Consider the following 22265-nt stretch of genomic DNA (forward strand, 5'->3'; position numbering starts at 1 on the left):
TTTTTTTTGACTTAATGATAATCCTATTTATTTAAAAACTTTAGACCAAAACAAGGAACAGTTAACTAGATTTTAAAGTAATATTTACTACGCTTAATATATGCGCGCCTTCTGCGAGCACTTCTAAAGGATTTTTTATGTCGTACCTACGCCGTTTTACTATTTTTCAGCGCTTAGCTATTTTGGTAAGTTTGGTCGTTGTTGGTTTACTTTTTTTAAGTATTACTAGTTTAACTCAGCAATATGGTTCACTCAAAGCAGGCCAATATACGAAAACTAAAAATCTGGTTGAAGCTGCTTATAGCGTTATTACCCATTATCATTCATTACAACAAAGCGGCGAACTCACCGAGCAACAAGCCCAACAAGGTGCACTAGCTACAATAGCTAGTATTCGCTATGACAATGACAATTACTTCTGGATCAATAATTTTCAGCCAGCCATGGTTATGCATCCTTTTAAACCAGAATTAAACGGTAAATCACTCAGCAACAGTAAAGACCCAGATGGCGTACCGTTATTTGTTGAAATGGTTAAAATAGTTAAGCAAAGTGGTGAAGGTTTTATCCCTTACAAATGGCCTAAACCAGGTAAAGATCAACCAGTTGATAAAATAGCCTATGTGAAAGGTTTTACCCCGTGGCAATGGATAGTCGGTTCAGGTGTTTATATTGATACTATTGATAACGCTTTTGCCAGCTTACGGAATTTAGTTATTCTCAATGCCGCAGTGATTATTTTGCTATTAATTAGTTTAAGTTACTTAATCGCCAGAAGTATTTTACTGCCAACTCGGCTTGCTGCAAATATGATGAAAAGTATCTCTCAAGGTGAAGGGGATTTAACCCAAACCTTAGATGAAAATGGTAATGATGAGGTATCACGATTATCTCGCCACTTTAATTTATTTACTACCAAAATGCGTGAGTCACTTAAACAAGTGGCAAATAATGCCAATGATGTTAACCAGCATGCCCAAACAGTGGATGATGCGAGTAAAACCAATCATTCTTTTATTGAACTGCAAAACGATAGCTCAACGCAAGTCGCTGCAGCAATGGAGCAAATGACCCACCAAATTCATGATGTAAGTCGCAATGCCGAAGCGGCTGAACAAGCCGCTAACCAAGCCGCGGTGAATGCATCTGAAGGTAAAGAAGTCGTTGCTAAAACAATTCAATCCATAGAAACACTGTCCAAAAACATTGAAACTGTGAGTCAAGTTACCGCTGATTTAGCTCAAGAAAGTAATAATATAGGATCGGTACTAGACGTGATCCGCGGTATTGCGGAGCAAACCAATTTACTGGCACTCAATGCTGCAATCGAAGCGGCACGTGCTGGCGAACAAGGCCGAGGGTTTGCCGTTGTAGCTGATGAAGTACGCACTCTTGCAAGTCGCACAGGCAAGAGCACAGACGAAATTCAGGCGATGATAGCCAAATTACAAAAAGGCGCACAGGCGGCTGTAGAGGCGGTAACAGCTAGCCAACAATTATCCACCAGCACAGTACAACAAGCTGGCTCTGCCAATACCTCATTAACTGAAATTGAACGTCTGGTGTCGGTTATCACCGATATGAATGGTCAAATAGCCCGTGCGACTGAGCAACAATCAAGTGCTGCGGATGAAGTCAATTTGCGAATTAATGAACTATCGCAATCAACCGAACAATCTCTGGCCAATACATCACAACTTTCTGGTGCAAGCGATAATCTTAAACACAGTAGCCAACAGCTAACTGATGTGGTTAATCGCTTTAAATTAGATTAATTAACAAAAACAAATTACAAAAAAGCCCCGTCATTTTATATGACGGGGCTGTTGTATTTAATACTGCTTATTATAAGCAGTAACGAGCAAATAAACTGCTTAAGCCTGCTGCAGTTGGTTTACCGTGCTGCCAATCACCACCTTCAACACCACTACCGGCAATATCCATATGCACATAAGGTAAAGGCTGTGCTGACTCACAACCATGCTTATCAAGGCCACCAACAATAGCTAAAAATGCCATAGGGAACTGATGACCACGTGCGGTAACTGCTGATGCTGCATTGTTACTTGATAATACGTCATCAGCTAAAGTACGCGGTTTAATAAAGTCATAGTCTTCGCGACGGCTGCGAGAAACTTCTGCACCATCAGCCCATAAGTCACCACTGTCAGCCAGCTTACGAGAAATATTAGCCGCACGTGCAGGGCCATTTTCAACGTATGCACTGTAAGGTCCCATTGCACGAGCTGCATGTCCGGTTAACGTTGCGACCGTAAAGATTTCAGGATTAACTTCTCCTTTTGCTAAATCTTTCATCTCGCTGAGTAAATCCCCCATAGCTAAGCGCCCTTCTGCATCCGTATTACCGATGCGAACACGTACGCCCTCACGGCTAGTAATAATTTCATCTGGTACAAAACAATCAGAACCAATTGAATTACGAACTACCGCTAAGTAAGCAATAACTTTAACGCCTTGTGGTTGAAAGTCTGCCACTGATTTCATAAAACCAGCAACAGAGGCTGCGCCGCCTTTATCACGGCTCATACCGGCCATATGCCCGCCCACTTTTAAATCGGCACCACCGGTGTCATATACTAAGCCTTTACCGACAAACATTAAGGTACGTGTTACTTCGCCCTCTGGTACATATTCAAGTTTTACAACACGAGGGTGATGACGCTCAACCGCATATGAAGCGCGAGCCACGGTACTCATCATCGGGTACTCTTTATCAATCGTGGCAATATCTGCAATCACTGCAACATTGACCTTGCTGCCTTTAAATAAATCTACACAGTAATCAGCAAAACGTGGTGGCGCCATACGCTCAGGCTCAGTGCCACATAAATCACGAGCAGCATACTGCCCTGCGGCAATGGCATTCACTGCTTTAATTGTTTGCTCATTAGCACCAAACAAGGCTATTTGAGTGATCGGTTCAATGCTTTCACCATGAAACTCGCGTGCCTCAAGCGGCTGCCACAACGCTTGGCAAGCACCAAGATAAGCAACTTCTAAGGCATACTGATAACGGCTATCTTGGCTTGCTTGTGGTAAGTAAATAGCAGGTTTTGTACTGCCTGATGCTTTAGCTTCATTGATAGCCAATTTAGCTGCATCAAAATAACGACGTACATCGTCATAATCACGATTTAATGGACCTGTCGGCGCTAAAATTACCCTTTTAGAATCAACAACAAGCAGCGTGACTTGCTTACCAATACGTGCATCAACCGCCATTTGCGCTTTAATAGCTTGGCTTAGATTCGGGTCGTCTAACTCAGAAAAGTTATCGGCAATAATAATAAGCGCATCATGTTTTGCGTTATCTAATTGCGGGGCTGCAACTGCGTGAGGATATGCCATAAAAAAAGGTCCTGTTGTCAAAATACGTAGGAACTTATTATCATTGATTTAAATAGCTATTGCCAGCAATGTACGACGAGCTAACATAACGCTGGCAACTTGGAGTTACAGTGTAAAATACAGCAGTTACTCACTGCCCACTTATCATTTGTTGAAGCAAATAGCGCGCAGTATCTTAATCTAATATACTCAGCTGTACATGTTGCTGCGGTTCATTTTTAACACCGACCCCTACACCGAGTAACCGCACTGGCTGCTGCAAGCCACGTTGATATGCTTTGCTCAGCAGCTCAGCCAAGATAGTTTCATCAAGTCGGTGGCAAGTTTGATCGGCCGATGTCACCACAAAATTAGCAAACTTGACTTTGACACTGAGTTTATTTATACGTTGCTCTAATTGCTGTTTTGTTAATCGACGTTGAAGCTCAGCCAATAATATTGGCAATTGTTCTAAACACGCTTGTAAGCTGGTTTTATTATATTCATAGGTATGCTCAACACTGAGCGATTTACGGGTACGTTCTGTGGATACTTTACCAATATGTAAACCGGCACATTTTTGATACAGCGAGACCCCAAAGTTACCAACGTGTTGCTGCATCCAATTAACCCCTTTAGCGCGCACATCAGTACCGGTGTATAAGCCTTTTAAATTGAGTTTTTCAAGGGTAACCTTACCGACCCCGGGTATTTTACCCAAAGGTAATTGCGCTAAAAAGTCATCCACTTGCTCAGGCAATACTACAAATTGACCATTCGGTTTATTTTCATCACTGGCAATTTTGGCAATAAATTTTATCGGCGCAATTCCAGCCGAAGCAGTTAAACCGGTGGCTGCAAAAATATCGGCGCGGATCTGCTCTGCCATTAAGGTCGCACTACCATGGCATGCATTACTTTCAGTCACATCAAGGTAAGCTTCATCTAAAGAAAGAGGCTCTATAAGGTCGGTATAGCGCTGGAATACAGCACGAATTTGCGAAGAGGCTTGTTTATAAACTTGCATACGCCCTGGTACAATCACTAAATCTGGGCATAATTGTTTAGCACGGTAGTTAGACATCGCAGAGCGCACACCGTATTCGCGGGCGATGTAATTTGCTGTAGAGAGCACTCCACGGCGACTATTGCCACCAATTGCCAAAGGTACATTAGCAAGCGCGGGGTTATCGCGCATTTCGACCGCTGCGTAAAAGCAATCCATGTCAATATGAATAAACTTTTTCATTCCTCAAACCAAGCACTGTACAAATGAACAGTTATTATTCATTAAGTTTGATTTATTAGCAAGTCATCAGCTCGATGATTCTTGCTGTGAAGACTTTTTACGATTAAATAACCTCGCACCGAATAACCAAAAAGCACCTTCTAAAATAAAACCAACTACGATTAGTATCACCATCCCAGAAGCATTGCCCATCACATAACAAACGAATGCCAAACAGATCACCACCAGTAGCGCTAAGCGTTTCATTATTTTTGCTGTCACTGTATTCATAATTAGCTCCTTTAAATCAGATTAAAGTATTCATTTACGTAACCGTGAACTACTAAAACTAGCACATTTTCACTGTTTTCCTAATTTTCTTGAGCTAAACAGCACCAATTGCTAATCTACGTTTTTACTTTAAAGAGCTGTAGAATATGCAATCATTTATAGAACAACATCCTATCCATACAGCAATTAATGTTGCTTGGGGAGAAATGGATGCCTTACAACATGTAAATAATGTGGTGTATTTTCGTTATTTCGAAACTGCTCGAATTGATTTTTTTAATCAAATAAATTTACTCGAAGATTTACAAACAACAGGTATTGGTCCTGTGATTAGTGAAAATAACGCGCGTTATAAACGCCCAGTCACATTTCCTGATACAGTGTTGGTAGGCGTTACCATCAGTGATATTCAAAAAGACCGTTTTATGATGCACTACAGCGTATTTAGCCAAGCGCAAAATGCCTTGACTACATTAGGGTCATCGCAAGTGGTGATGTTTAATTTTAAAACGGGTAAAAAAGCACAATTAAGTGAGCCATTATTGGCTGCATTACATAAGTACAGCCGAGAATCATAAAAGTAAGGAATCATTATGCGTTACAACCCACTTGGTAGCAGTGGTCTAAATGTGTCTCGTGTATGCTTAGGCAGCATGACGTGGGGCGTACAAAATAATCAAGCAGATGCTGATGAGCAAATTGCTTATGCCTTAGAGCATGGCGTAAACTTCATTGATACTGCAGAAATGTATGCCATACCTCCCACTCCTGATACCTACGGAAAGACAGAGCAAATTATCGGTAATTGGTTAGCGCGTAATCCAGGTAAGCGAGACGATATTGTGCTCGCCACTAAAATTGCTGGCAATGGCCTAGCTTGGATACGCGATGGCGGCGATATTACTCGTCAAGCAGTCGTTCATGCCGTTGACGAGTCATTAAAACGCCTACAAACCGATGTAATTGATTTATACCAACTGCATTGGCCGAATCGTCAATCACCGCACTTTAGCAAACATTGGCCAGGTATGATCCGTTTTAGTGACGCTAATACAGAGCAACACACAGCGGGTATGCTCGATATTCTTGAAGGTTTAAACGACTGTGTTAAAGCTGGTAAAATTAAATATTGTGGTCTCTCTGACGACACGCCATGGGGTATTAGCCAATTTTTACGGTTAAGTGAACAACATAATTTACCGCGCATGGTCTCTATTCAAAATGAATTTAGTTTATTACACGCTAAAGATTGGCCTTATCTAATAGAGCAATGTATTCACGAAGATATTGCTTATTTACCTTGGTCACCCTTAGCAGGCGGTATGTTAAGTGGTAAATATTTAAATAGCGCACGTCCCGATGGTAGCCGCTGGACACTGGTGCAGCGTAATGGTTTATTCCGTGACACAGCGCAATCTCAACAAGCAATCAGCCACTATGTTGAAATTGCCCAGCAATACCAAATAACCCCAGCACAATTGGCGCTTGCATGGTGTGACCAAGTTGATGGCGTTACTTCTTCAATTATTGGTGCAACCAGCTTGGTACAACTAAAAGATGACATTGCCGCGTTCAACATCGAATTAAGTGAACAAGCTCTAACTGATATCGGTAATGTATTTAAGCAATACCCAATGCCATTTTAATCAATAAAGCCCAATCATTATCAATGCTTGGGCTTTCCACCGGATTAAAATACTTGAAAAACGACTTCTCACAAATAGTGAATCAAAAAAACACCACTAAAGTATTAAAAAATTAACTTACCGTAATAACTTACCAGTCTTTAGTAGCGCAAAATATTAGTTATTGTATACTCGATTTAAATTGTTAGCGGATAAAGTAAATATAGCTATGCGTATTGTCTATTACATCGTTGCATTATTCTCTTTTTTTTCAAGCGTCTATGTACTTGCTAATACTACCGATGAAGTAACCCATATAACTTGGCTACAAAGCAATACAGCCCCTTTTCATCTGGCCAAAACAGCACAAACTCCCGATGGTGGCTTATGTGATTACTTAGTCGAACAGCTCATCAGTGAATTACCCGATATAAAGCATACCCGCCTCATGTTGCCGCAAAAACGTATAGGTAAGTACCTCGATGAAGGTCAACAAGCATGTTTCCCTTGTATGATCCATCGTAAAGTTAACACCCCGCGAGTGTTCTACTCGGTGCCAACTACGGTGTACCCACCATTTGCTATCATTGCCTCAGCTAAAACAGCGAAAGTAATTAGCCAACAACACAGTTCACCGATAAATTTAGTTAAACTACTGACAGATAATAAATTTATTTTTGGTCAATCCGCTGCGCGTAAATTTACTCCAGAGTTAAATACCATCGCTCGAAATACTAAAAGCGACCAACATACATCATTAAGTTGGAACAGTGAAAACGAAAGCAGCTCGGTGATCAATCGGCTCAATCATGGGTATATTGATTACACTATCGACTATCCTTTTTTAGCCGATTACTACAACCGCTTCAGCGAATTTGATAATGTAGTAACCTTACCTATTGCCGATCACGCCGATAAGCTGGTTTTAGGTGCGATTGGCTGCTCAACCAATGCCCCTAATAATTTTGCTAATAATGCTTTAAAAAAAATAAATCGAGTGCTAACAAATAGCATACTGCCGTCTGCAAAGTACCAGCAAACACAGCGTGTATTGCTTGAAAATACCTTTGCAGAGTTTGATCAACAATATCAACAACAGATATTAAAACTTACTCAGCCAACCACTCTTGCTGAACCAATAAGTCTGAGCCCAAGTGTAACTGAGCAATAAATTTACTTCCTGCGTTCACAGCTCCTACCCCTGCAGGTGTGCCAGTCATAATAATATCGCCATCAATTAAAGTCATAAACTCACTAACTTGGGCTGAAATAACCGCAGGTTTATAAAGCATTAACTCAACGCCGCCTTGTTGTCGCACCTTATTATCTATCAGTAAGGTTAAGCTTAAATGCTCAATTGCTTGTTCGTCTATTTGTACAAACTCACTAAACAATGCAGAGCCATCAAAGGCTTTCGCGCGTTCCCACGGTAAACCGCTGGCTTTTAATTTACTCTGTAAATCTCGCTTAGTTAAATCCAGTCCCACCGCCACAGCAGCTAAACAGCCATTGTTAACTTGAAAACAAATTTCAGTCTCAAAATGTAATTGCTCATCCTTATGAGTACACATTAAGGTATTTGTTATCGCGCTTGGCGGCTTTAAAAACACCACCATTTCGTCTGCCTCTTGATTACCAAGCTCAGCAATATGCGCAGCATAGTTACGACCAATACAAATGACTTTTGATGGATTCACTGGTTTCATTTCGATCTTTCCTATTCAATAAAAAGCAGCCTAGACTACTTTTTATGACGTTTATTGGCAATTAACTTCGTATTGCTATTTATCTAGATCGATGTCACTGGTATTAAGATCAACAAAGGCATTACTGGCATGAAATAACCTCAGTAGATACATGCTCGCTGGTGATGTTGAGTTTCGCAATCGATACCTGCCATGGCGCAGCTGTACTTAACTGCCAAGGTGAAAATACTTGACCTAAATTAACACCTTGCTGTGCAAAACACCGTAAATCAATGTTTAAAGTCTGCCATTCGTTGGTTGCATTTAGCTGCTTAGCAATATCCAATTTACCTTGGCAATCATCACCACATTGCATACCAAGCCAAAGCGGGGCATCGGCACTTTGCTCAACCTTAATTTGCATTTGTAATTGCCCTGCTTTTTCAACAAACGAACGTAAATCAGATGGGAATGCCGCACTTAAACGCACTGCTGCTAGTTCATCGCCGCTGAAGGTAATTGCACGCGCATCTTCTTGAACGTCTTTATCAAAGGTTTTAACGCTAACAGCTCCGATTGATTCGCGACTACTTGCCATCACTTTTTGCTGCTCACCACTTTGTAAATGCAGACTCCATGGCGCTTTAACCGCGCGCTCAAACAATACTAAATCATCAAGCTGCTGTGATATTCCTGTTTGCTTAACAAGATCATCTTGCAAGGTGTTTTTATCTGAATAAGTTAAGCCAAAACCATACGGTAATAATGGCGAATAATCTTTATCACCACGATTTTCGTTATCAACTGGGTTATTCGGCCAAGAAAACGACAGCTTGCCTTTAAAATCATGATTTACTGAGCCATCTACATTTGCAAATAACACATCGCTAATTGCATCCCCTTCGCTACCTGGCAACCACGTCGCGACAAACGCATCACTGGCATTAAGTTCTGCGTTTACCCACATTGGGCGGCCGCTAATAAATAATGATACAACGGGAATACCGGCTTGCTTTAATTTTCGCAGTAGCGCTAAATCCGTTTTATTACCCCGCTGATATTCAAGATTATCTAAATCCCCATTGCCTTCTGCGTAAGGTTGCTCACCAAATACTACAATAGCGACATCTGGACGAGTATTGAACTCACCGTTTAAGTCATGCTGAACTTGCCCGCCCGCTTGCTTAACAGTGTGTTCAATACCATCCAAAATCGACGTGCCACCTGGGAAATCGCTATTTTGATTCCCCGTACCTTGCCAAGTAATGCTCCAACCGCCAGATTGCATACCGATATTATCAGCACCTAGACCGGCTACTAACACATTTGCTTTTGGCGAAAGCGGCAGTAACTGTTGTTTGTTTTTTAGGAGTACTAAAGATTCGCGAACTGCTTGTTTTGCGATTTTACGATGTTCAGCACTACCAATGACCTCTGTTTTTCCTGAAAGTGGACGATTTGCAGGACTTGGTTTATCAAATAAACCCGCACGCATTTTTACTCTCAGAATACGCGTTACCGCATCATCAATTCGTGATTGCGCAATTGTGCCATTGTTAACTTGTGCGATAAGGTTTTCATAAAGTGGCTTCCATGCATCAGTAGGCACCATGTATACATCAAGGCCGGCATTAGCGGCTTGTGCACAGTTTCCATTGGTACAACCAGGAATTTGTCCATGACCATTCCAATCACCCACAACAAAGCCATCAAAACCCATTTTGCCTTTTAGCACATCAGTTAAGAGATATTTACTGCCATGGATTTTTTCGCCATGCCAGCTATTAAACGACGCCATAACTGTTTGTGCTCCAGCACCTAAGCCTCCCACATAACCTTGCGCATGAATGGTAAATAACTCTGCTTCGCTGGTAATATTATTACCTTGGTCATCACCGCCTTGTGTACCACCATCACCAATAAAATGCTTAACCGTACTGATCACCCGTTTATCTGATAAAAAGTCTTGATCAACTGCGCCTTGTAAGCCTTTTACTATTGCGGCTGAATAATCTCTAACAATTTGTGGATCTTCTGAATACCCTTCATAAGTGCGGCCCCAGCGGTCATCTCGTACCACAGCAACGGTAGGTGCAAACACCCAATCTATACCGGTTACCATCACTTCTTGCGCGGTCGCTGCAGCAATTTTTTCAATCAATTGTGGATTGTTAGCCGCACCTAAACCGATATTGTGTGGAAATAACGTCGCACCAATAACATTATTATGACCATGAACTGCATCGGTTCCCCACATAGTTGGGATACGGCTACCATCAAGGGAATCATCTACTGATGCTTGGTACATTTTTTCGGCTAGTTCAATCCAATCAGCAGCCGTGGCATGTTTATTATTATTAGGAAAAGCCCCACCGCCATTAAGGTAAGAACCAAAACCATATTGACGCATATCTTCCACTGTAATATCGCGAATTTCAGGTTGGATCATCTGTGCTATTTTTTGTTCTAAGCTCATTGAGCCGAGCAAGTCAGCAATTTTTTTCTCCATATTGGCATCGTCTTTAACACCGCTTTTGATCATCGGCCAAATATCATTGGTCGCTGCTGTTTGTTCTGATTGCGAACAGCCATTCATCGCCATTGCTGCAATCATCATTACCAAAAGAGTACGTGGTTTTGTTATTGTCATGTTGTCCACCTAGTTATCAATGACGAGTTGAGGTTGTTACTTTTGAGCCAAATAGCGCAAAGTAAGTAATATATAAATAGCAGCCGATCGGCAGTAATAGTGCTAATTGCACACCAAAATTGTCAGCTAGGACGCCTTGTAATAATGGAATAATTGCACCACCGACAATAGCTAAGCATAAAATACCTGAACCCTGAGAGGTATATTTGCCAAGGCCTTGTAGGGCTAAACTGAAGATGGTTGGGAACATAATTGAGTTACATAATCCGACCAACAAAATAGCCCACATTGCTAATGCCCCTTGTCCTGTCATCGCCATTAACACCAGTACCATGGCAAGTAGTGCATGACATGCCAATACCTTACCTGCATTGAGTTTTTGCATGATGGCAGCACCAATAAAGCGACCTATCATGGCGCCAGCGAAGTAATAACTAATATAATGTGCTGCTTGCTGCTCAGTAAAACCCGCAATATGATCTAAGGTTAAAAAGCCTACTAAAAAGCTGCCGATTGCGACTTCAGCACCGACATAAACAAAAATGCCAATGGCTCCTAAAATTAAATGGCGATACTGCCAAACACTACCTAAATCAATAAAGTTCTCAACATATTGATTTTCACTCTCAGCATCTGCTGCTTTGCCAAGTTTAGGTAATTTTAAAAAAGCAAAAATAACCGCAAGTACCAGCAAGCTTGCTGAAAGCATTAGATAAGGAAGTTTAACTTGCTCTGCGGTTGCTTGGCTGACTTCGGTTAGAATAAGCCAGCCACCAAAGATTGGCGCAACCGTAGTACCTAACGAATTAAATGCTTGGGTCATGGTTAAACGCGACGACGCTGTTTTTGCAGCGCCAAGTACGCTTACGTATGGATTGGCTGACACTTGTAAGATGGTAATCCCCGAGGCCAGTACAAATAGCGCCAATAAAAACAGCTCATAAACATGCGCTACGGCTGCGGGATAGAATAATGCACAACCAACCGCTGCCACCACCAAGCCCACCACAATACCAAATTGATAACCTATTTTACTCACCAACTTACCAGCGGGTATCGACATCACAAAATAAGCCCCAAAGAAACAAAATTGGATTAACATCGCTTGGGTATAATTGAGTGAAAACATCCCTTTTAAATAGGGGATCAGAATATCGTTTAGACACGTAATAAACCCCCACATAAAAAATAAGGTGGTCAACGACGTTAAAGCAAACGTTTGTTTGCCCATTGGTTGTAGGCTATGTTCATTCGTTGCCAAATTGTGTGTGACGTTTGCCATATTAAACTCTCTAATTATTTTAATTATCAGTTCGTTACGTTTATTAAAGTACTTTTTCATTACTTAAAAAAAGCAAATAATAGTTGCAACATAAAATGTAAGCGCTTACATTTATATCATATAAATCGAAATTAGCAATTTATTTACAAATATTCTGTAAGCGCTTCCATTTTAATAACTATGCTGCGCTTAATGTAAAAGTAATTGCCAAAACTGAATGTTAAAGGATGCACCTAATCGTGTTTAAAACTATTTCTCTGCCGCCTAGCTCTGCGCTACTTAAACCTCAGTTTACCTTTGGTGTAGCCACAGCCTCATTTCAAATTGAGGGAGCTCGCAACGCACGCCTGACATCTATTTGGGATACTTTTTGTGACCAACCAGGGGCTATCACCGACAATAGCAATGGCGATACAGCCTGTAACCATGTTGAACTATGGCAACAAGATATCGCAATGATTGCTGACTTAGCCGTTGATGCGTACCGATTATCAATTTCATGGCCGCGCGTATTGCATCAAGATGGCAGTATTAATCAGCAAGGCATTGGCTTTTATCGTGATTTATTAACGGCTTTAAAAGCACGCAATATCAAGACCTATGTCACCTTATATCACTGGGATCTACCCCAACACTTGGAAGATAACGGTGGCTGGTTAAACCGTGACACCGCCTATGCATTTGCTCACTATACTGATTTAGTTACCAAGCAGTTGACAGGTTTAGTTGACTCTTATGCGACTTTAAATGAACCTTTTTGCAGTGCCTATTTAGGCTATGAAGTGGGTGTACATGCACCCGGTATTAAAAGCCAACAAGCAGGTCGTCAGGCGGCTCATCATTTATTGTTAGCCCATGGTCTTGCCATGCAAGTACTGCGCGCCAATTGCCCTAATATAGAAGCTGGTATTGTTCTTAACTTCAGCCCAGCTTATCCAATGACAGAAAACGATACACAAGCAGCATTATTAGCCGATCAATATCACAATCAGTGGTATATCAAAGCAGTTTTAGAAGGTCAGTATCCGGCGCTTTTAAATAGCCTCAGTAGTGAAGTGCAACCCCATATAGCTGCTAATGATATGGCGATAATCAGTCAAAAAATCGACTTTATTGGCGTTAATTACTATACCCGCATACACTACAAAAACACTGATGATAACTGGTTTGCCGAAGCACAAATCAACAACATAGCTGTGACTGACATGGGCTGGGAAGTCTATCCACAAGGTTTAACTGAGTTGTTAGTATCATTAAATGAGCTATACCAACTACCTAAAGTTTATGTAACTGAAAATGGTGCGGCCATGGCAGATACACTACGAGATGGCCAAGTACTCGATACAGAGCGCGTTAGTTATTATCATACCCACCTCAATGCAGTGCATGACGCAGTTGAGCAAGGGGTTGATATACAAGGCTATTTTGCATGGAGCTTAATGGATAACTTTGAATGGGCATACGGCTATGAAAAACGCTTTGGTCTCGTTTATGTTGATTATGAAAACCAGCAACGCATACTAAAAGAGAGCGCAATACAATATCGCGCATTGCTCACACAGCGCAAAAAATAATAACAACATGAGTGCCAATTATGCTAACTAGAAAAGAAAAAATAGCCTATGGCTTAGGTGATACTGCAAGTAACATCATTTTTCAAACCGTGATGCTATTTTTAACTTTTTTCTATACCGATATATTTGGTATTTCTCCGGCCATCGTTGGTACTCTGTTCCTAGTGGTGCGAGTTATTGATGCAATCACCGATCCGTTAATGGGGGCGCTCACCGATGCAACCCGAACCAAATATGGTAGCTACCGGCCTTACCTATTGTGGCTCGCGATCCCGTTTGGGCTGGTTAGTGTAATTACTTTTACCACACCAGATTTAAACGCGACAGGAAAAGTCATCTACGCGTTTGTCACCTATACGCTATTAATGCTGGTTTATACCGCAATTAATATTCCTTATTCAGCTTTGGGTGGAGTACTAAGTCGCGATCCGAGTGAACGCGTATCCATTCAATCTTATCGTTTTGTATTTGGTATGCTCGGTGGCTTACTCGTCAGTGCTTGCACATTGCCATTAGTAAGCTGGTTTGGTAAAGGCGATAATGCTCTTGGCTATCAGCTTACTATGATACTGATGAGCTGTTTCGGTGTGATATTATTTTTGACCTGCTTTCGCTTTACTAAAGAACGCGTGGTTGCACCACAGCAACAAACCCTTAGCCTTAAAGCACAAATGGCAACGTTGTGGCAAAACGGTCCTTTTAAAATACTCTGTGGTGCTGCCATTATGCTGCTCACGAGTATGGTGCTGCGTACGACTTTAGCAATTTATTACGTAAAATATGTTCTTGGTGAAGCCGACTTAGTTACGCAATTTGTTACCTTGGGAATGATCGGTAATATCCTTGGCTGCGCCTGCGCACAACCACTGAGTAAACGGGTTGATAAAAAAGCAGCATATATATATCTCCAATACATCTCTGCGGCCATAAGCTGTTTTGCATTTTTCTTATCTGACGACCAATTAGTGCTCGCGTTTGCAGTCTATTTTTTATGGTGTTTTTTCACCCAAATGGCAACTCCATTGTTATGGGCAAAAATGGCAGATGCAATTGACTACGGACAATGGCAAAATGGCCATCGGCTAACTGGCTTGGTCTATGCAAGCGTGGTGTTCTTTATTAAACTAGGCCTTGCACTGGGCGGAGCTATTGCTGGTTGGTTACTGGCTTACTATGGCTATCAGGCTAACACTGAGCTTAATGAAGCAACTAAAGCCGGTATTTTAACCTCGTTTACACTGTTTCCTGCAATTGGTAGTGTACTTGTCGCGTTGATCATGAAAAGGTATATTCTTGATAATAATACCTTAGAGAAAATAAACGCTGATTTAGCCCAAAGAAGTAGTACTTAACAAGGAATATCATGGCGACCATTTATGAGGTGTCAAAACTTGCTGGGGTCTCATTAGCGACCGTTTCAAGGGTAATGAATAATAATACTAATGTCAGTGAAGCAACGCGAAAAAAGGTAACCGTTGCGATGACACAGCTTGGTTACCGGCCTAATTCCATTGCACAATCTCTCGCATCTAACTGTTCAAATAGTGTTGGTTTATTAGTTTCCGAACTACAAGGCCCTTTCTATGGCCCAATGATGAGCGGCATTGAGACCGCTTTTCGTAAACAAAGCAAGCATGTGATCATTGCTGCAGGTCACAGTGACGAAGAACGTGAACAACAAGCAATCGAGTTTTTAATTAGTCGTAATTGTGATGGCTTAATTTTGCATGTTGAAGCAATTAGTGATGACTACTTAATAGAGTTGAGCAAAGGGAAAACTCCTTTTGTACTGATCAACCGATACATTCGCGAACTAGCATCGCGCTGCATTATTTTAAATAACGTAAAAGGCGGTTATTTAGCGGCTAAACACGTATTAGAGCAAGGCCATACGAATATCGCTTATATCAGCGGCCCACTGTGGAAACAAGATGCTCAAGATCGCCTTGCAGGGCACAAACAAGCTCTAGCAGAGCACAACATTAGTTTTAATGAGCAATTACTATATCAAGGTGATTTTATGGAAGACAGCGGCACCGCAGGCTTTCAGCATTTATATAACGGTAATTCAAAATTTACAGCGCTAATTTGTGCCAATGATGAAATGGCAACCGGCGCTATGGCCAGTGCTCGTGAGTCATCATTAATCTTGCCTGAGCAACTTTCTATTATGGGCTACGATAACGTATTTTTTACCCGTCATGTGTATCCACCACTTAGTACCGTCAATTACCCAATCAACGAAATGGGCCAAATGGCTGCTAACTGGATTTTAAGTGAGGTGTATAAAAAAACCACCCCAGCTTTACAAACTCTTTTTGAACCTGAATTAGTGGTGCGTCAATCAATTATTACTAACCCTCAATAAGTTGGGTTAGTAATGCTAAATTAATCGGTTTAAGTAATACTTGCTCTATCTCAAGGAGTTCAATTTGCTTCGGATCTGGCTGTATACCACTGACGATTACTCGCTTTAGATCTGGATAATACTGCTTTGTATAACGAGCTAAATCCAAGCCACTGCCATCAGGCAAATGCATATCTAATAACACTTTATCAAATTGAGAGTCATTTTTTAGAATTGCTAAAGTATGCTCATAACTAGTTGCAACAACGGTTTCAACCCCTAAACTTTCCAGTAATAACTGGGTGATTTGCGCCGCATCTGCATCATCTTCAACCAATAAAAAACGCGCACAACTTTTTACTCGCGCTGGTTGCGCTAATTTATCAACGGGCTTATTAGCCGCCATAGAGTAATTAGTTAAGCACTGATAAAGTAAGCTTGAATCAACAGGTTTGCCTATCACATCGTTAAAACCCAGCGCCAATAACTCGCTATGTATACCTTTCATCGTGGCAGCAGTAAGCGCTATTACCGCCCCCTTAAAACCCATTTTTCTAAGTTCAATCGTGGTTTCTTTGCCCCCCATCACCGGCATATGAATATCTAAAAATATAATGTCGTACGGATCACCTTGCTGTTGTGCTTTAGTTACTTTATCAAGTGCTTGCTTACCGTGTTCAGCATAATCAACCTTTGCACCAGCAGAAGAAATCATATGCCCAACTAACACCCGTAAATCTCGTAAATCATCCACCACCAATACTCGGCCACTGACTTTACAGGGGGCCATTTTTTGCTGCATATTAGGTGTCAAATCGAGCTTTAATACACTGCGCTCTACATATTGAATATTGCCCGGATACACTGAAATAGTAAATTCAGATCCATGACCGATAGCAGACTCTAATGTGATCCCGCCCTGCATACGACTCAACAATTCAGAGCAAATAGCTAAACCTAACCCCGCGCCGCCAACTGAGCGCGATTCTACATCGGCTATTTGTTCAAATGGTTTGAATATAAGTGCTTGTTTCTCAGGGGCAATACCCATTCCAGAATCTTTAATACTAAAAAACAGCATTTCACGGCCATCAATAACTTTTGTCCATGCGCGAACAATGATATCGCCTTGCTCGGTGAACTTAATCGCATTATTGATGATATTAATTAAAATTTGCCGAAACCGTGTCGCATCAATACTAATTACAAGGGGCAAAGGTTGTAATGACTCAAAACGCAGCGACAGCCCTTTATCCAGCGCAGATACTCGCATTAAGGTAAACACATCAGCCATTAAACTATCAAGGTTGACATCACTGCAGCTGAGCTCCAGTTTATCGGCAGCTATTTTTGATAAATCGAGAACATCATTTAACAAGCTAAGTAGATGCTTACCATTACGATAAATAACCCCTAACTCATTATTGGCATGATTGTTAAATTCACTTTGCATAAGCAACTCGGTATAGCCCAAGATTGACGATAACGGAGTGCGTAGCTCATGGCTTAAATGTGCTAAAAAGCGGTCTTTAGAACGATTTTCGGCTTCTGCTTTGAGTCGTTCAAGGCGTTCATCTTCAACATCGCGTCGGGCTAATGCGTAGCGAATAGAGCGGGCAAAGCGACTTGAACTCATTTCACTTTTTACGAGGTAATCAACAGCTCCGGCATCCAAAGCGGCTAAATCAAGGGCGTCGTTTGATTGCCCTGTGAGCATAATGATAGGGCCATTAAAACCATTTTCTACAGCTTGCTTTAAAACTGCTAAGCCGTCTGAAGCCCCTAAGCGGTAATCAAGCAGGCAAATATCGTGCTGATTTTTACTCAGTACCTTAACTGCCTGCTTGGGATCACTGATCCACTCTATATCAAATGTATGCGAACTCAGCTGCTCTAGATAATCACAGGTTAAAATATAATCATCTTCATCGTCTTCAACAAGTAACAGTCTGGTTGCCTTATCTAACATAGCGTCTCCAGTTTTTTATTTAGTCATTAAACGTACTAGGTAACTCTACAAACTCCACCCAATACTTACCTAACGTTTTCATTAGTTCAACTAAGCCATCAAACGTAACTGGTTTAGTAATGTATGAAGCCGCGCCTAAATCGTAACCCTTAACCATGTCTTCCTCTTGCTTAGACGTGGTTAAAATAACTACAGGAATACCTTTTAAGTTTGAATTGCCTTTAATCGCTTGCAACGCTTCGCGTCCATCCATGCGTGGCATATTCAAATCCAATAAAATCAACCCAGGTCGTGGCGATGAGTTTTTGTCTTCAAACTTACCTTTACGCTCTAGGTACTCCAAAAGCTCCACACCATCTTCAACAAAGTATAACTCGTTTAATACACGGCTTTCAGCGAGTGCGTCTTGCGTTAATAAACGATCATCTTCATCATCATCAGCCATTAAAATGGTGATTGGCTTTACTTTAGAAAATGGCATTTAAGCCTCTCCTTGCAATGTGAAAAGCTCGCTTTCCACAGGTAGTTTTATGATGAAGGTTGCTCCCTCACCGGTTTCACTTTGTGCCGCTATCGTACCGCCGTGACGCTCTACAATACGTCGGCACACGGATAAACCAATCCCCGTGCCTTTATATTGCGAACGCCCATGCAGACGTTGAAACGGAACAAAAATTTTGTCGGTATATTCTGGCGCAAAACCAATACCGTTATCTTTCACTGTAATGATTTGCCATTCCAGCTCTGTATTATAATCATCATTAAATTCAGTATGATGCTGATACTCAATAGTGATAATTGGTGCCACATCTGGACGTCTAAATTTCACCGCATTTGAAATCAAATTCAAAAATAGCTGCTGCATTTGGCTCAGATCAGCTTGTATTACTGGCATTTCACCCACGTTGACCTGCGCATTTGACTCTTTAATCGCAATTTCTAAATCGCTTAGCACATCATCAAGTACTTGCTTTAAATCCGTATCGGCAAAGTCTTTACCACGTGTTGTCACTCGCGAAAACTCTAACAAGTCATTAATTAAATTAGACATTCTTTGCGCTGCATTTTTCATACGCGCGATATAATCAACACCTTTTTCACCCAATTCGTCTTTAAACATGGTTTCTAAGCGATCACTAAATGCTTGAATTTTGCGCAGTGGCTCTTGCAAATCATGACTCGCTACAAAGGCAAACTCTTCAAGCTCACGGTTACTGCGACTTAGTTCATCAGAGTACAAGGTCAGCTCTTGTGTACGCTCGGTCACTTTACTAGCCAGTGTTTCGTTTTGATATTCAAGTTCCTGCTGATATTTTGCCGCTGTATGTAAGTTAATACGCGTGAGCATAAACATACCAAGGATCAATAAAGCACTGGTTACGGCAGTAATTGCAAAAGTGAGTTTAGCTTCTTTTTTAATTTGCCCTAACTTTCGAAACTGCACAGTTTTAAAAGCAGATTCCGCATCTTGAATTTCATCAGCTAACACTCTAATTTGTTCGTAAAGCTTACGGCCTTGATGCGTCTCTAGTAAATAATGGGCACGTCGTTCTTTATCTGCTAACGCTAAATCAACGGTTCTGGTTAATACCGCAACTTTATCATCAACCAAAAATAGTAAACGCGCTACTTTATCTGCTTGGCCTGCAATTTCAGTACGTAAATTTTTAACCAGTGTAGCTTGTGAATTGAGCTGCATAATAGCGTCGTTGTAGGGTGCTAAATAATCTTTATCGCCCGTTAATAAGTAACCACGTTGTCCTGATTCTGCCTGCACAATTGAAAGGTGAAGCTTCTCAATTGCGGTGTTTAACATATTAGTATCATCTAAACGCTGTTGGGTTTGAGTCAGGCTTTGAATGGTATTCATTGCCAAAATCGCATTCCCCACCACAATACACAGCAGCACCGCGATAAAACTGGCCCAGGTTACCTTGACCTTACCTTGTTGCTTTTGCAGCTTCATTTATAATCCTTTTATATTATCTTATTCAACGACGCCGAGATTCGATATTTGTTCCAAGCTGTCACTGCATTGCTGACAATTACTTATTATTTTATCAAGTGCTGCCAATGCTTTTTCTTTTGGCATATCATTTTCTAGCACTAATTTGATCAATTCTGCATTCATCGATATACGATTCAGTGGTCCGCGTGCATCATGAATCAACTTATTGATTTTATCGTTATTAGCCATGCTACCCCTTTGTTGATTACTTGAGTTTAATTTAGCTATATTCGCCAATGCCACCATAGGCATTTAGACGGTTGTATAAAGTTTTAGTACTTATACCTAGCATTTGTGCTGCAAGCGTTTTATTGCCTTGTACTTTCTCCAACGTAGCGTGGATCAGCTCTTTTTCAACTTCTTCAATAGTTTGCCCTGCAGTCACTTGATTTGCTTGAGTTTGCTTATTCACTCGTGAAAATGGTGACTCTAAGTTATCTGGCAAAGTAATCGCTTTACCTTTTGGATCACTCATAATAAAAGCACGGTGAATACCGTGGCGCAGTTCTCGAACATTACCTGGCCAATCATAGCTTTCAAGTAACTTTAATTGTGCCGTCTGCCATTGAAAGTCAGTGTTGTTTTCTTCGTTTAATTGATTTAAAAAAGCATTGGCTAATAAGGCAATATCTTCTTTTCTTTCACGCAATGGTGGAATATCAATAGGAAATACCGCTAACCGAAAGTAGATATCTTCACGAATAACATTATTTTGCGCTAAATCTTCTAATGAGCGGTTAGTCGCAGAAATAACTCGGCAATCTACCGCACTTTCTTTACTGCCACCTACTCGGGTTACTTTTTTAGTTTCTAACACGCGCAATAGATTAGGCTGCATATCTATTGGCATTTCAGTCACTTCGTCTAGAAATAATGTTCCGCCGGTTGCTTGTTCAAACACCCCATCTTTACGGACAATAGCGCCAGTAAACGCGCCTTTCTCATGGCCAAATAATTCGCTACCAATAAGTTCTTTCGATAACGCACCGCAGTTAGTAGCCACCAAAGGTCCTGTACATGCGCTAGCATTATGAATCGCTTGTGCGACAACTTCTTTACCAGCACCACTTTCACCCATTAACATTACGTTGGCGTTGGTGTTAGCGACGCGCTCAATCATGGTATACAAGTGCTGCATTTGCGGCGACTCACCTATTAAGGTACCAAAATGCTTTTTAATACTTGGCTCGGCTTTTTTCTTAGCCGTGGTTTTTTTAGGGTTGAGAAGGCGCTCAATATCTTCGCGCTGCAAGGGCTTAACTAGATGACCAACGTTAGGCTCACACATTTCAGCCAACTTACCTTTGACTGAAGGATGACCTGAAATAAGGGTTATTTTTGGTTTTTGACCAATACTTTTAAGATGCTCAACCAAATGTAAACCACTTCCGTCAGGCAGCATAAAGTCTAACAATACATGGTCAAAGGTATTATTTACAAACCACTGCTCAGCCTCTGCTAAATTAGCAGCAGTATTAATGTTATGTCCTAAAAACTCTACGATATGACAAACGACATCACTAAACTCGCTATCATCATCAACTAACAGTATGTTTAACATGATAAATCCCTATGCTTATTATCATTGCCCAGCCCCACATCTTAACTGCCTTATTCTACAAAATCGATGCTTAACTGGAAATTTACGCTATCTAAATAGATTTAGATCTTTTTTGAGATATAATTTTTAAATTAAATTTTAAGGAACATTCTGATGCGCTTACTTAAAAGCACCGTTCATCCCAGTGTGAGTGCCAGCGAACCACGTCAATTTACTCGCCTAACGAGCCGTGCTATCGCCTTAAAAGGCACTGATATTTTATTAATGTACACTGCCCGCTATGAAGATTTCAGCTTGCCTGGCGGCGGCATTGATGAAGGTGAAAGCATAGAGCAAGGATTAATCCGCGAGCTACAAGAAGAAACTGGCGCACAAAACATCAAAGTACTCGGTGAATTTGGGCTTTATGAAGAATACCGCCCTTGGTATAAAGACGATTTTGCAGTGCTCCATATAAAGTCTTATTGCTATTTTTGTAGTCTTGATACGCAATTAGGGCAAGCCCAACTAGAGCATTATGAGCAACAAAATGGCATGGTTGCTAAATGGGTTAACATTCATGATGCCATTGCTCATAATGAGCGAACGCTGGCAACCAGTGATAAACAAGGCCTATCAATCCTGCGCGAAACCTATTTACTAAAAGAGATTGCCAAACATATTACTAATTATTGATAACTATCACGCAGTAATAAGT

19 protein-coding genes are annotated in these 22265 nt (G+C 41.1%); 8 read left to right on the forward strand and 11 right to left on the reverse strand.

Features of this window, described 5'->3' with window-relative positions; genetic code table 11:
• Positions 1 to 137 precede the first annotated feature (137 nt).
• Positions 138 to 1775 carry a methyl-accepting chemotaxis protein gene (locus H5162_RS14290; protein WP_182734626.1) on the forward strand — a complete coding sequence of 546 codons (1638 nt, stop codon included), beginning with the start codon at positions 138 to 140 and terminating at the stop codon, positions 1773 to 1775.
• A gap of 70 nt (positions 1776 to 1845) precedes the next feature.
• On the opposite strand, the gene H5162_RS14295 is transcribed toward H5162_RS14290, so the two are convergent.
• The 3 genes from H5162_RS14295 to H5162_RS14305 all read right to left on the reverse strand — a co-directional run bounded on the left by H5162_RS14295 (position 1846) and on the right by H5162_RS14305 (position 4867).
• Positions 1846 to 3369, reverse strand: a complete 1524-nt coding sequence (locus tag H5162_RS14295) for a leucyl aminopeptidase family protein (RefSeq protein ID WP_182718306.1) — start codon at positions 3367 to 3369, stop codon at positions 1846 to 1848.
• A 175-nt stretch (positions 3370 to 3544) separates the two neighbouring features.
• Entirely contained in the window at positions 3545 to 4597 is a 1053-nt protein-coding gene (gene dinB / locus H5162_RS14300) for a DNA polymerase IV (RefSeq protein ID WP_182778826.1), read from the reverse strand.
• 66 nt (positions 4598 to 4663) lie between these two features.
• A complete protein-coding gene (locus tag H5162_RS14305) occupies positions 4664 to 4867 on the reverse strand; it encodes a hypothetical protein (protein ID WP_182778828.1) in 204 nt (67 codons plus the stop codon).
• A 146-nt stretch (positions 4868 to 5013) separates the two neighbouring features.
• Here H5162_RS14305 and H5162_RS14310 point away from each other — a divergent pair, with 146 nt between their 5' ends.
• From H5162_RS14310 to H5162_RS14320, 3 genes are all read left to right on the forward strand, one after another.
• The gene (locus H5162_RS14310; RefSeq protein ID WP_145241172.1) at positions 5014 to 5445 is read left to right on the forward strand and encodes a thioesterase family protein; all 432 of its coding nucleotides are present in this window, start codon (positions 5014 to 5016) and stop codon (positions 5443 to 5445) included.
• Between the two features lie 15 nt (positions 5446 to 5460).
• Positions 5461 to 6513, forward strand: a complete 1053-nt coding sequence (locus H5162_RS14315) for an aldo/keto reductase (RefSeq protein ID WP_182778830.1) — start codon at positions 5461 to 5463, stop codon at positions 6511 to 6513.
• Positions 6514 to 6721: 208 nt separating this feature from the next.
• Complete coding sequence (locus H5162_RS14320) at positions 6722 to 7663, forward strand: ABC transporter substrate-binding protein (RefSeq protein WP_182734622.1); 942 nt, start codon at positions 6722 to 6724, stop codon at positions 7661 to 7663.
• Here H5162_RS14320 and H5162_RS14325 read toward each other — a convergent pair.
• The 3 genes from H5162_RS14325 to H5162_RS14335 form a co-directional block, all read right to left on the reverse strand.
• Positions 7602 to 8198: a fumarylacetoacetate hydrolase family protein gene (locus H5162_RS14325; RefSeq protein ID WP_149981213.1), complete on the reverse strand. Its 597-nt coding sequence runs from the start codon at positions 8196 to 8198 to the stop codon at positions 7602 to 7604. The genes H5162_RS14320 and H5162_RS14325 overlap by 62 nt on opposite strands.
• Positions 8199 to 8319: 121 nt before the next feature.
• Positions 8320 to 10827 carry an exo 1,3/1,4-beta-D-glucan glucohydrolase gene (locus tag H5162_RS14330; RefSeq protein WP_182734620.1) on the reverse strand — a complete coding sequence of 836 codons (2508 nt, stop codon included), beginning with the start codon at positions 10825 to 10827 and terminating at the stop codon, positions 8320 to 8322.
• Between the two features lie 16 nt (positions 10828 to 10843).
• Positions 10844 to 12058, reverse strand: a complete 1215-nt coding sequence (locus H5162_RS14335; RefSeq protein WP_259397251.1) for a sugar MFS transporter — start codon at positions 12056 to 12058, stop codon at positions 10844 to 10846.
• 278 nt (positions 12059 to 12336) lie between these two features.
• On the opposite strand from H5162_RS14335, the gene H5162_RS14340 reads away from it, so the two are divergent.
• Genes H5162_RS14340 through H5162_RS14350 form a run of 3 tightly spaced genes read left to right on the forward strand, consistent with a single transcriptional unit; the run spans position 12337 to position 16051 of the window.
• A complete protein-coding gene (locus tag H5162_RS14340) occupies positions 12337 to 13683 on the forward strand; it encodes a GH1 family beta-glucosidase (RefSeq protein ID WP_182731823.1) in 1347 nt (448 codons plus the stop codon).
• A gap of 20 nt (positions 13684 to 13703) precedes the next feature.
• Complete coding sequence (locus H5162_RS14345; RefSeq protein WP_182731822.1) at positions 13704 to 15035, forward strand: glycoside-pentoside-hexuronide (GPH):cation symporter; 1332 nt, start codon at positions 13704 to 13706, stop codon at positions 15033 to 15035.
• Positions 15036 to 15046: 11 nt separating this feature from the next.
• Positions 15047 to 16051 (forward strand): LacI family DNA-binding transcriptional regulator, encoded by a 1005-nt coding sequence (locus H5162_RS14350; protein WP_182778832.1) that lies wholly within the window; start codon positions 15047 to 15049, stop codon positions 16049 to 16051.
• Here H5162_RS14350 and H5162_RS14355 read toward each other — a convergent pair.
• From H5162_RS14355 to H5162_RS14375, 5 genes are read right to left on the reverse strand one after another with little or no spacing between them, the layout of a single operon-like run.
• Positions 16038 to 17999, reverse strand: coding sequence for a hybrid sensor histidine kinase/response regulator (locus H5162_RS14355; RefSeq protein ID WP_182731821.1), 1962 nt, complete (start codon positions 17997 to 17999; stop codon positions 16038 to 16040). The two genes, H5162_RS14350 and H5162_RS14355, sit on opposite strands and share 14 nt — an antisense overlap.
• 19 nt (positions 18000 to 18018) lie before the next feature.
• A complete protein-coding gene (locus tag H5162_RS14360) occupies positions 18019 to 18480 on the reverse strand; it encodes a response regulator (protein WP_145241192.1) in 462 nt (153 codons plus the stop codon).
• Positions 18481 to 19965 carry an ATP-binding protein gene (locus tag H5162_RS14365; protein ID WP_182734618.1) on the reverse strand — a complete coding sequence of 495 codons (1485 nt, stop codon included), beginning with the start codon at positions 19963 to 19965 and terminating at the stop codon, positions 18481 to 18483. It abuts the gene before it with no gap.
• Positions 19966 to 19986: 21 nt separating this feature from the next.
• Entirely contained in the window at positions 19987 to 20196 is a 210-nt protein-coding gene (locus H5162_RS14370) for a histidine kinase (RefSeq protein ID WP_145241196.1), read from the reverse strand.
• 31 nt (positions 20197 to 20227) lie between these two features.
• On the reverse strand, positions 20228 to 21568 hold the full coding sequence (locus H5162_RS14375) for a sigma-54 dependent transcriptional regulator (protein WP_182759594.1): 1341 nt from the start codon (positions 21566 to 21568) through the stop codon (positions 20228 to 20230).
• Between the two features lie 153 nt (positions 21569 to 21721).
• On the opposite strand from H5162_RS14375, the gene H5162_RS14380 reads away from it, so the two are divergent.
• Positions 21722 to 22243, forward strand: coding sequence for an NUDIX hydrolase (locus H5162_RS14380; RefSeq protein ID WP_182778834.1), 522 nt, complete (start codon positions 21722 to 21724; stop codon positions 22241 to 22243).
• The last annotated feature ends 22 nt before the right edge of the window (positions 22244 to 22265 follow it).

The sequence above is a fragment of the Pseudoalteromonas sp. SR41-8 genome (assembly GCF_014163915.1).
Taxonomy (GTDB): Bacteria; Pseudomonadota; Gammaproteobacteria; order Enterobacterales; family Alteromonadaceae; genus Pseudoalteromonas; species Pseudoalteromonas rhizosphaerae.

What these genes read in the sequence shown, in the direction of transcription:
- H5162_RS14290 (WP_182734626.1), top strand. Translation starts at nt 138, where the DNA reads ATGTCGTACCTACGCCGTTTTACTATTTTTCAGCGCTTAGCTATTTTG.
- H5162_RS14295 (WP_182718306.1), bottom strand. Translation starts at nt 3,369, where the DNA reads ATGGCATATCCTCACGCAGTTGCAGCCCCGCAATTAGATAACGCAAAA.
- dinB (WP_182778826.1), bottom strand. Translation starts at nt 4,597, where the DNA reads ATGAAAAAGTTTATTCATATTGACATGGATTGCTTTTACGCAGCGGTC.
- H5162_RS14305 (WP_182778828.1), bottom strand. Translation starts at nt 4,867, where the DNA reads ATGAATACAGTGACAGCAAAAATAATGAAACGCTTAGCGCTACTGGTG.
- H5162_RS14310 (WP_145241172.1), top strand. Translation starts at nt 5,014, where the DNA reads ATGCAATCATTTATAGAACAACATCCTATCCATACAGCAATTAATGTT.
- H5162_RS14315 (WP_182778830.1), top strand. Translation starts at nt 5,461, where the DNA reads ATGCGTTACAACCCACTTGGTAGCAGTGGTCTAAATGTGTCTCGTGTA.
- H5162_RS14320 (WP_182734622.1), top strand. Translation starts at nt 6,722, where the DNA reads ATGCGTATTGTCTATTACATCGTTGCATTATTCTCTTTTTTTTCAAGC.
- H5162_RS14325 (WP_149981213.1), bottom strand. Translation starts at nt 8,198, where the DNA reads ATGAAACCAGTGAATCCATCAAAAGTCATTTGTATTGGTCGTAACTAT.
- H5162_RS14330 (WP_182734620.1), bottom strand. Translation starts at nt 10,827, where the DNA reads ATGACAATAACAAAACCACGTACTCTTTTGGTAATGATGATTGCAGCA.
- H5162_RS14335 (WP_259397251.1), bottom strand. Translation starts at nt 12,058, where the DNA reads ATGGGCAAACAAACGTTTGCTTTAACGTCGTTGACCACCTTATTTTTT.
- H5162_RS14340 (WP_182731823.1), top strand. Translation starts at nt 12,337, where the DNA reads ATGCACCTAATCGTGTTTAAAACTATTTCTCTGCCGCCTAGCTCTGCG.
- H5162_RS14345 (WP_182731822.1), top strand. Translation starts at nt 13,704, where the DNA reads ATGCTAACTAGAAAAGAAAAAATAGCCTATGGCTTAGGTGATACTGCA.
- H5162_RS14350 (WP_182778832.1), top strand. Translation starts at nt 15,047, where the DNA reads ATGGCGACCATTTATGAGGTGTCAAAACTTGCTGGGGTCTCATTAGCG.
- H5162_RS14355 (WP_182731821.1), bottom strand. Translation starts at nt 17,999, where the DNA reads ATGTTAGATAAGGCAACCAGACTGTTACTTGTTGAAGACGATGAAGAT.
- H5162_RS14360 (WP_145241192.1), bottom strand. Translation starts at nt 18,480, where the DNA reads ATGCCATTTTCTAAAGTAAAGCCAATCACCATTTTAATGGCTGATGAT.
- H5162_RS14365 (WP_182734618.1), bottom strand. Translation starts at nt 19,965, where the DNA reads ATGAAGCTGCAAAAGCAACAAGGTAAGGTCAAGGTAACCTGGGCCAGT.
- H5162_RS14370 (WP_145241196.1), bottom strand. Translation starts at nt 20,196, where the DNA reads ATGGCTAATAACGATAAAATCAATAAGTTGATTCATGATGCACGCGGA.
- H5162_RS14375 (WP_182759594.1), bottom strand. Translation starts at nt 21,568, where the DNA reads ATGTTAAACATACTGTTAGTTGATGATGATAGCGAGTTTAGTGATGTC.
- H5162_RS14380 (WP_182778834.1), top strand. Translation starts at nt 21,722, where the DNA reads ATGCGCTTACTTAAAAGCACCGTTCATCCCAGTGTGAGTGCCAGCGAA.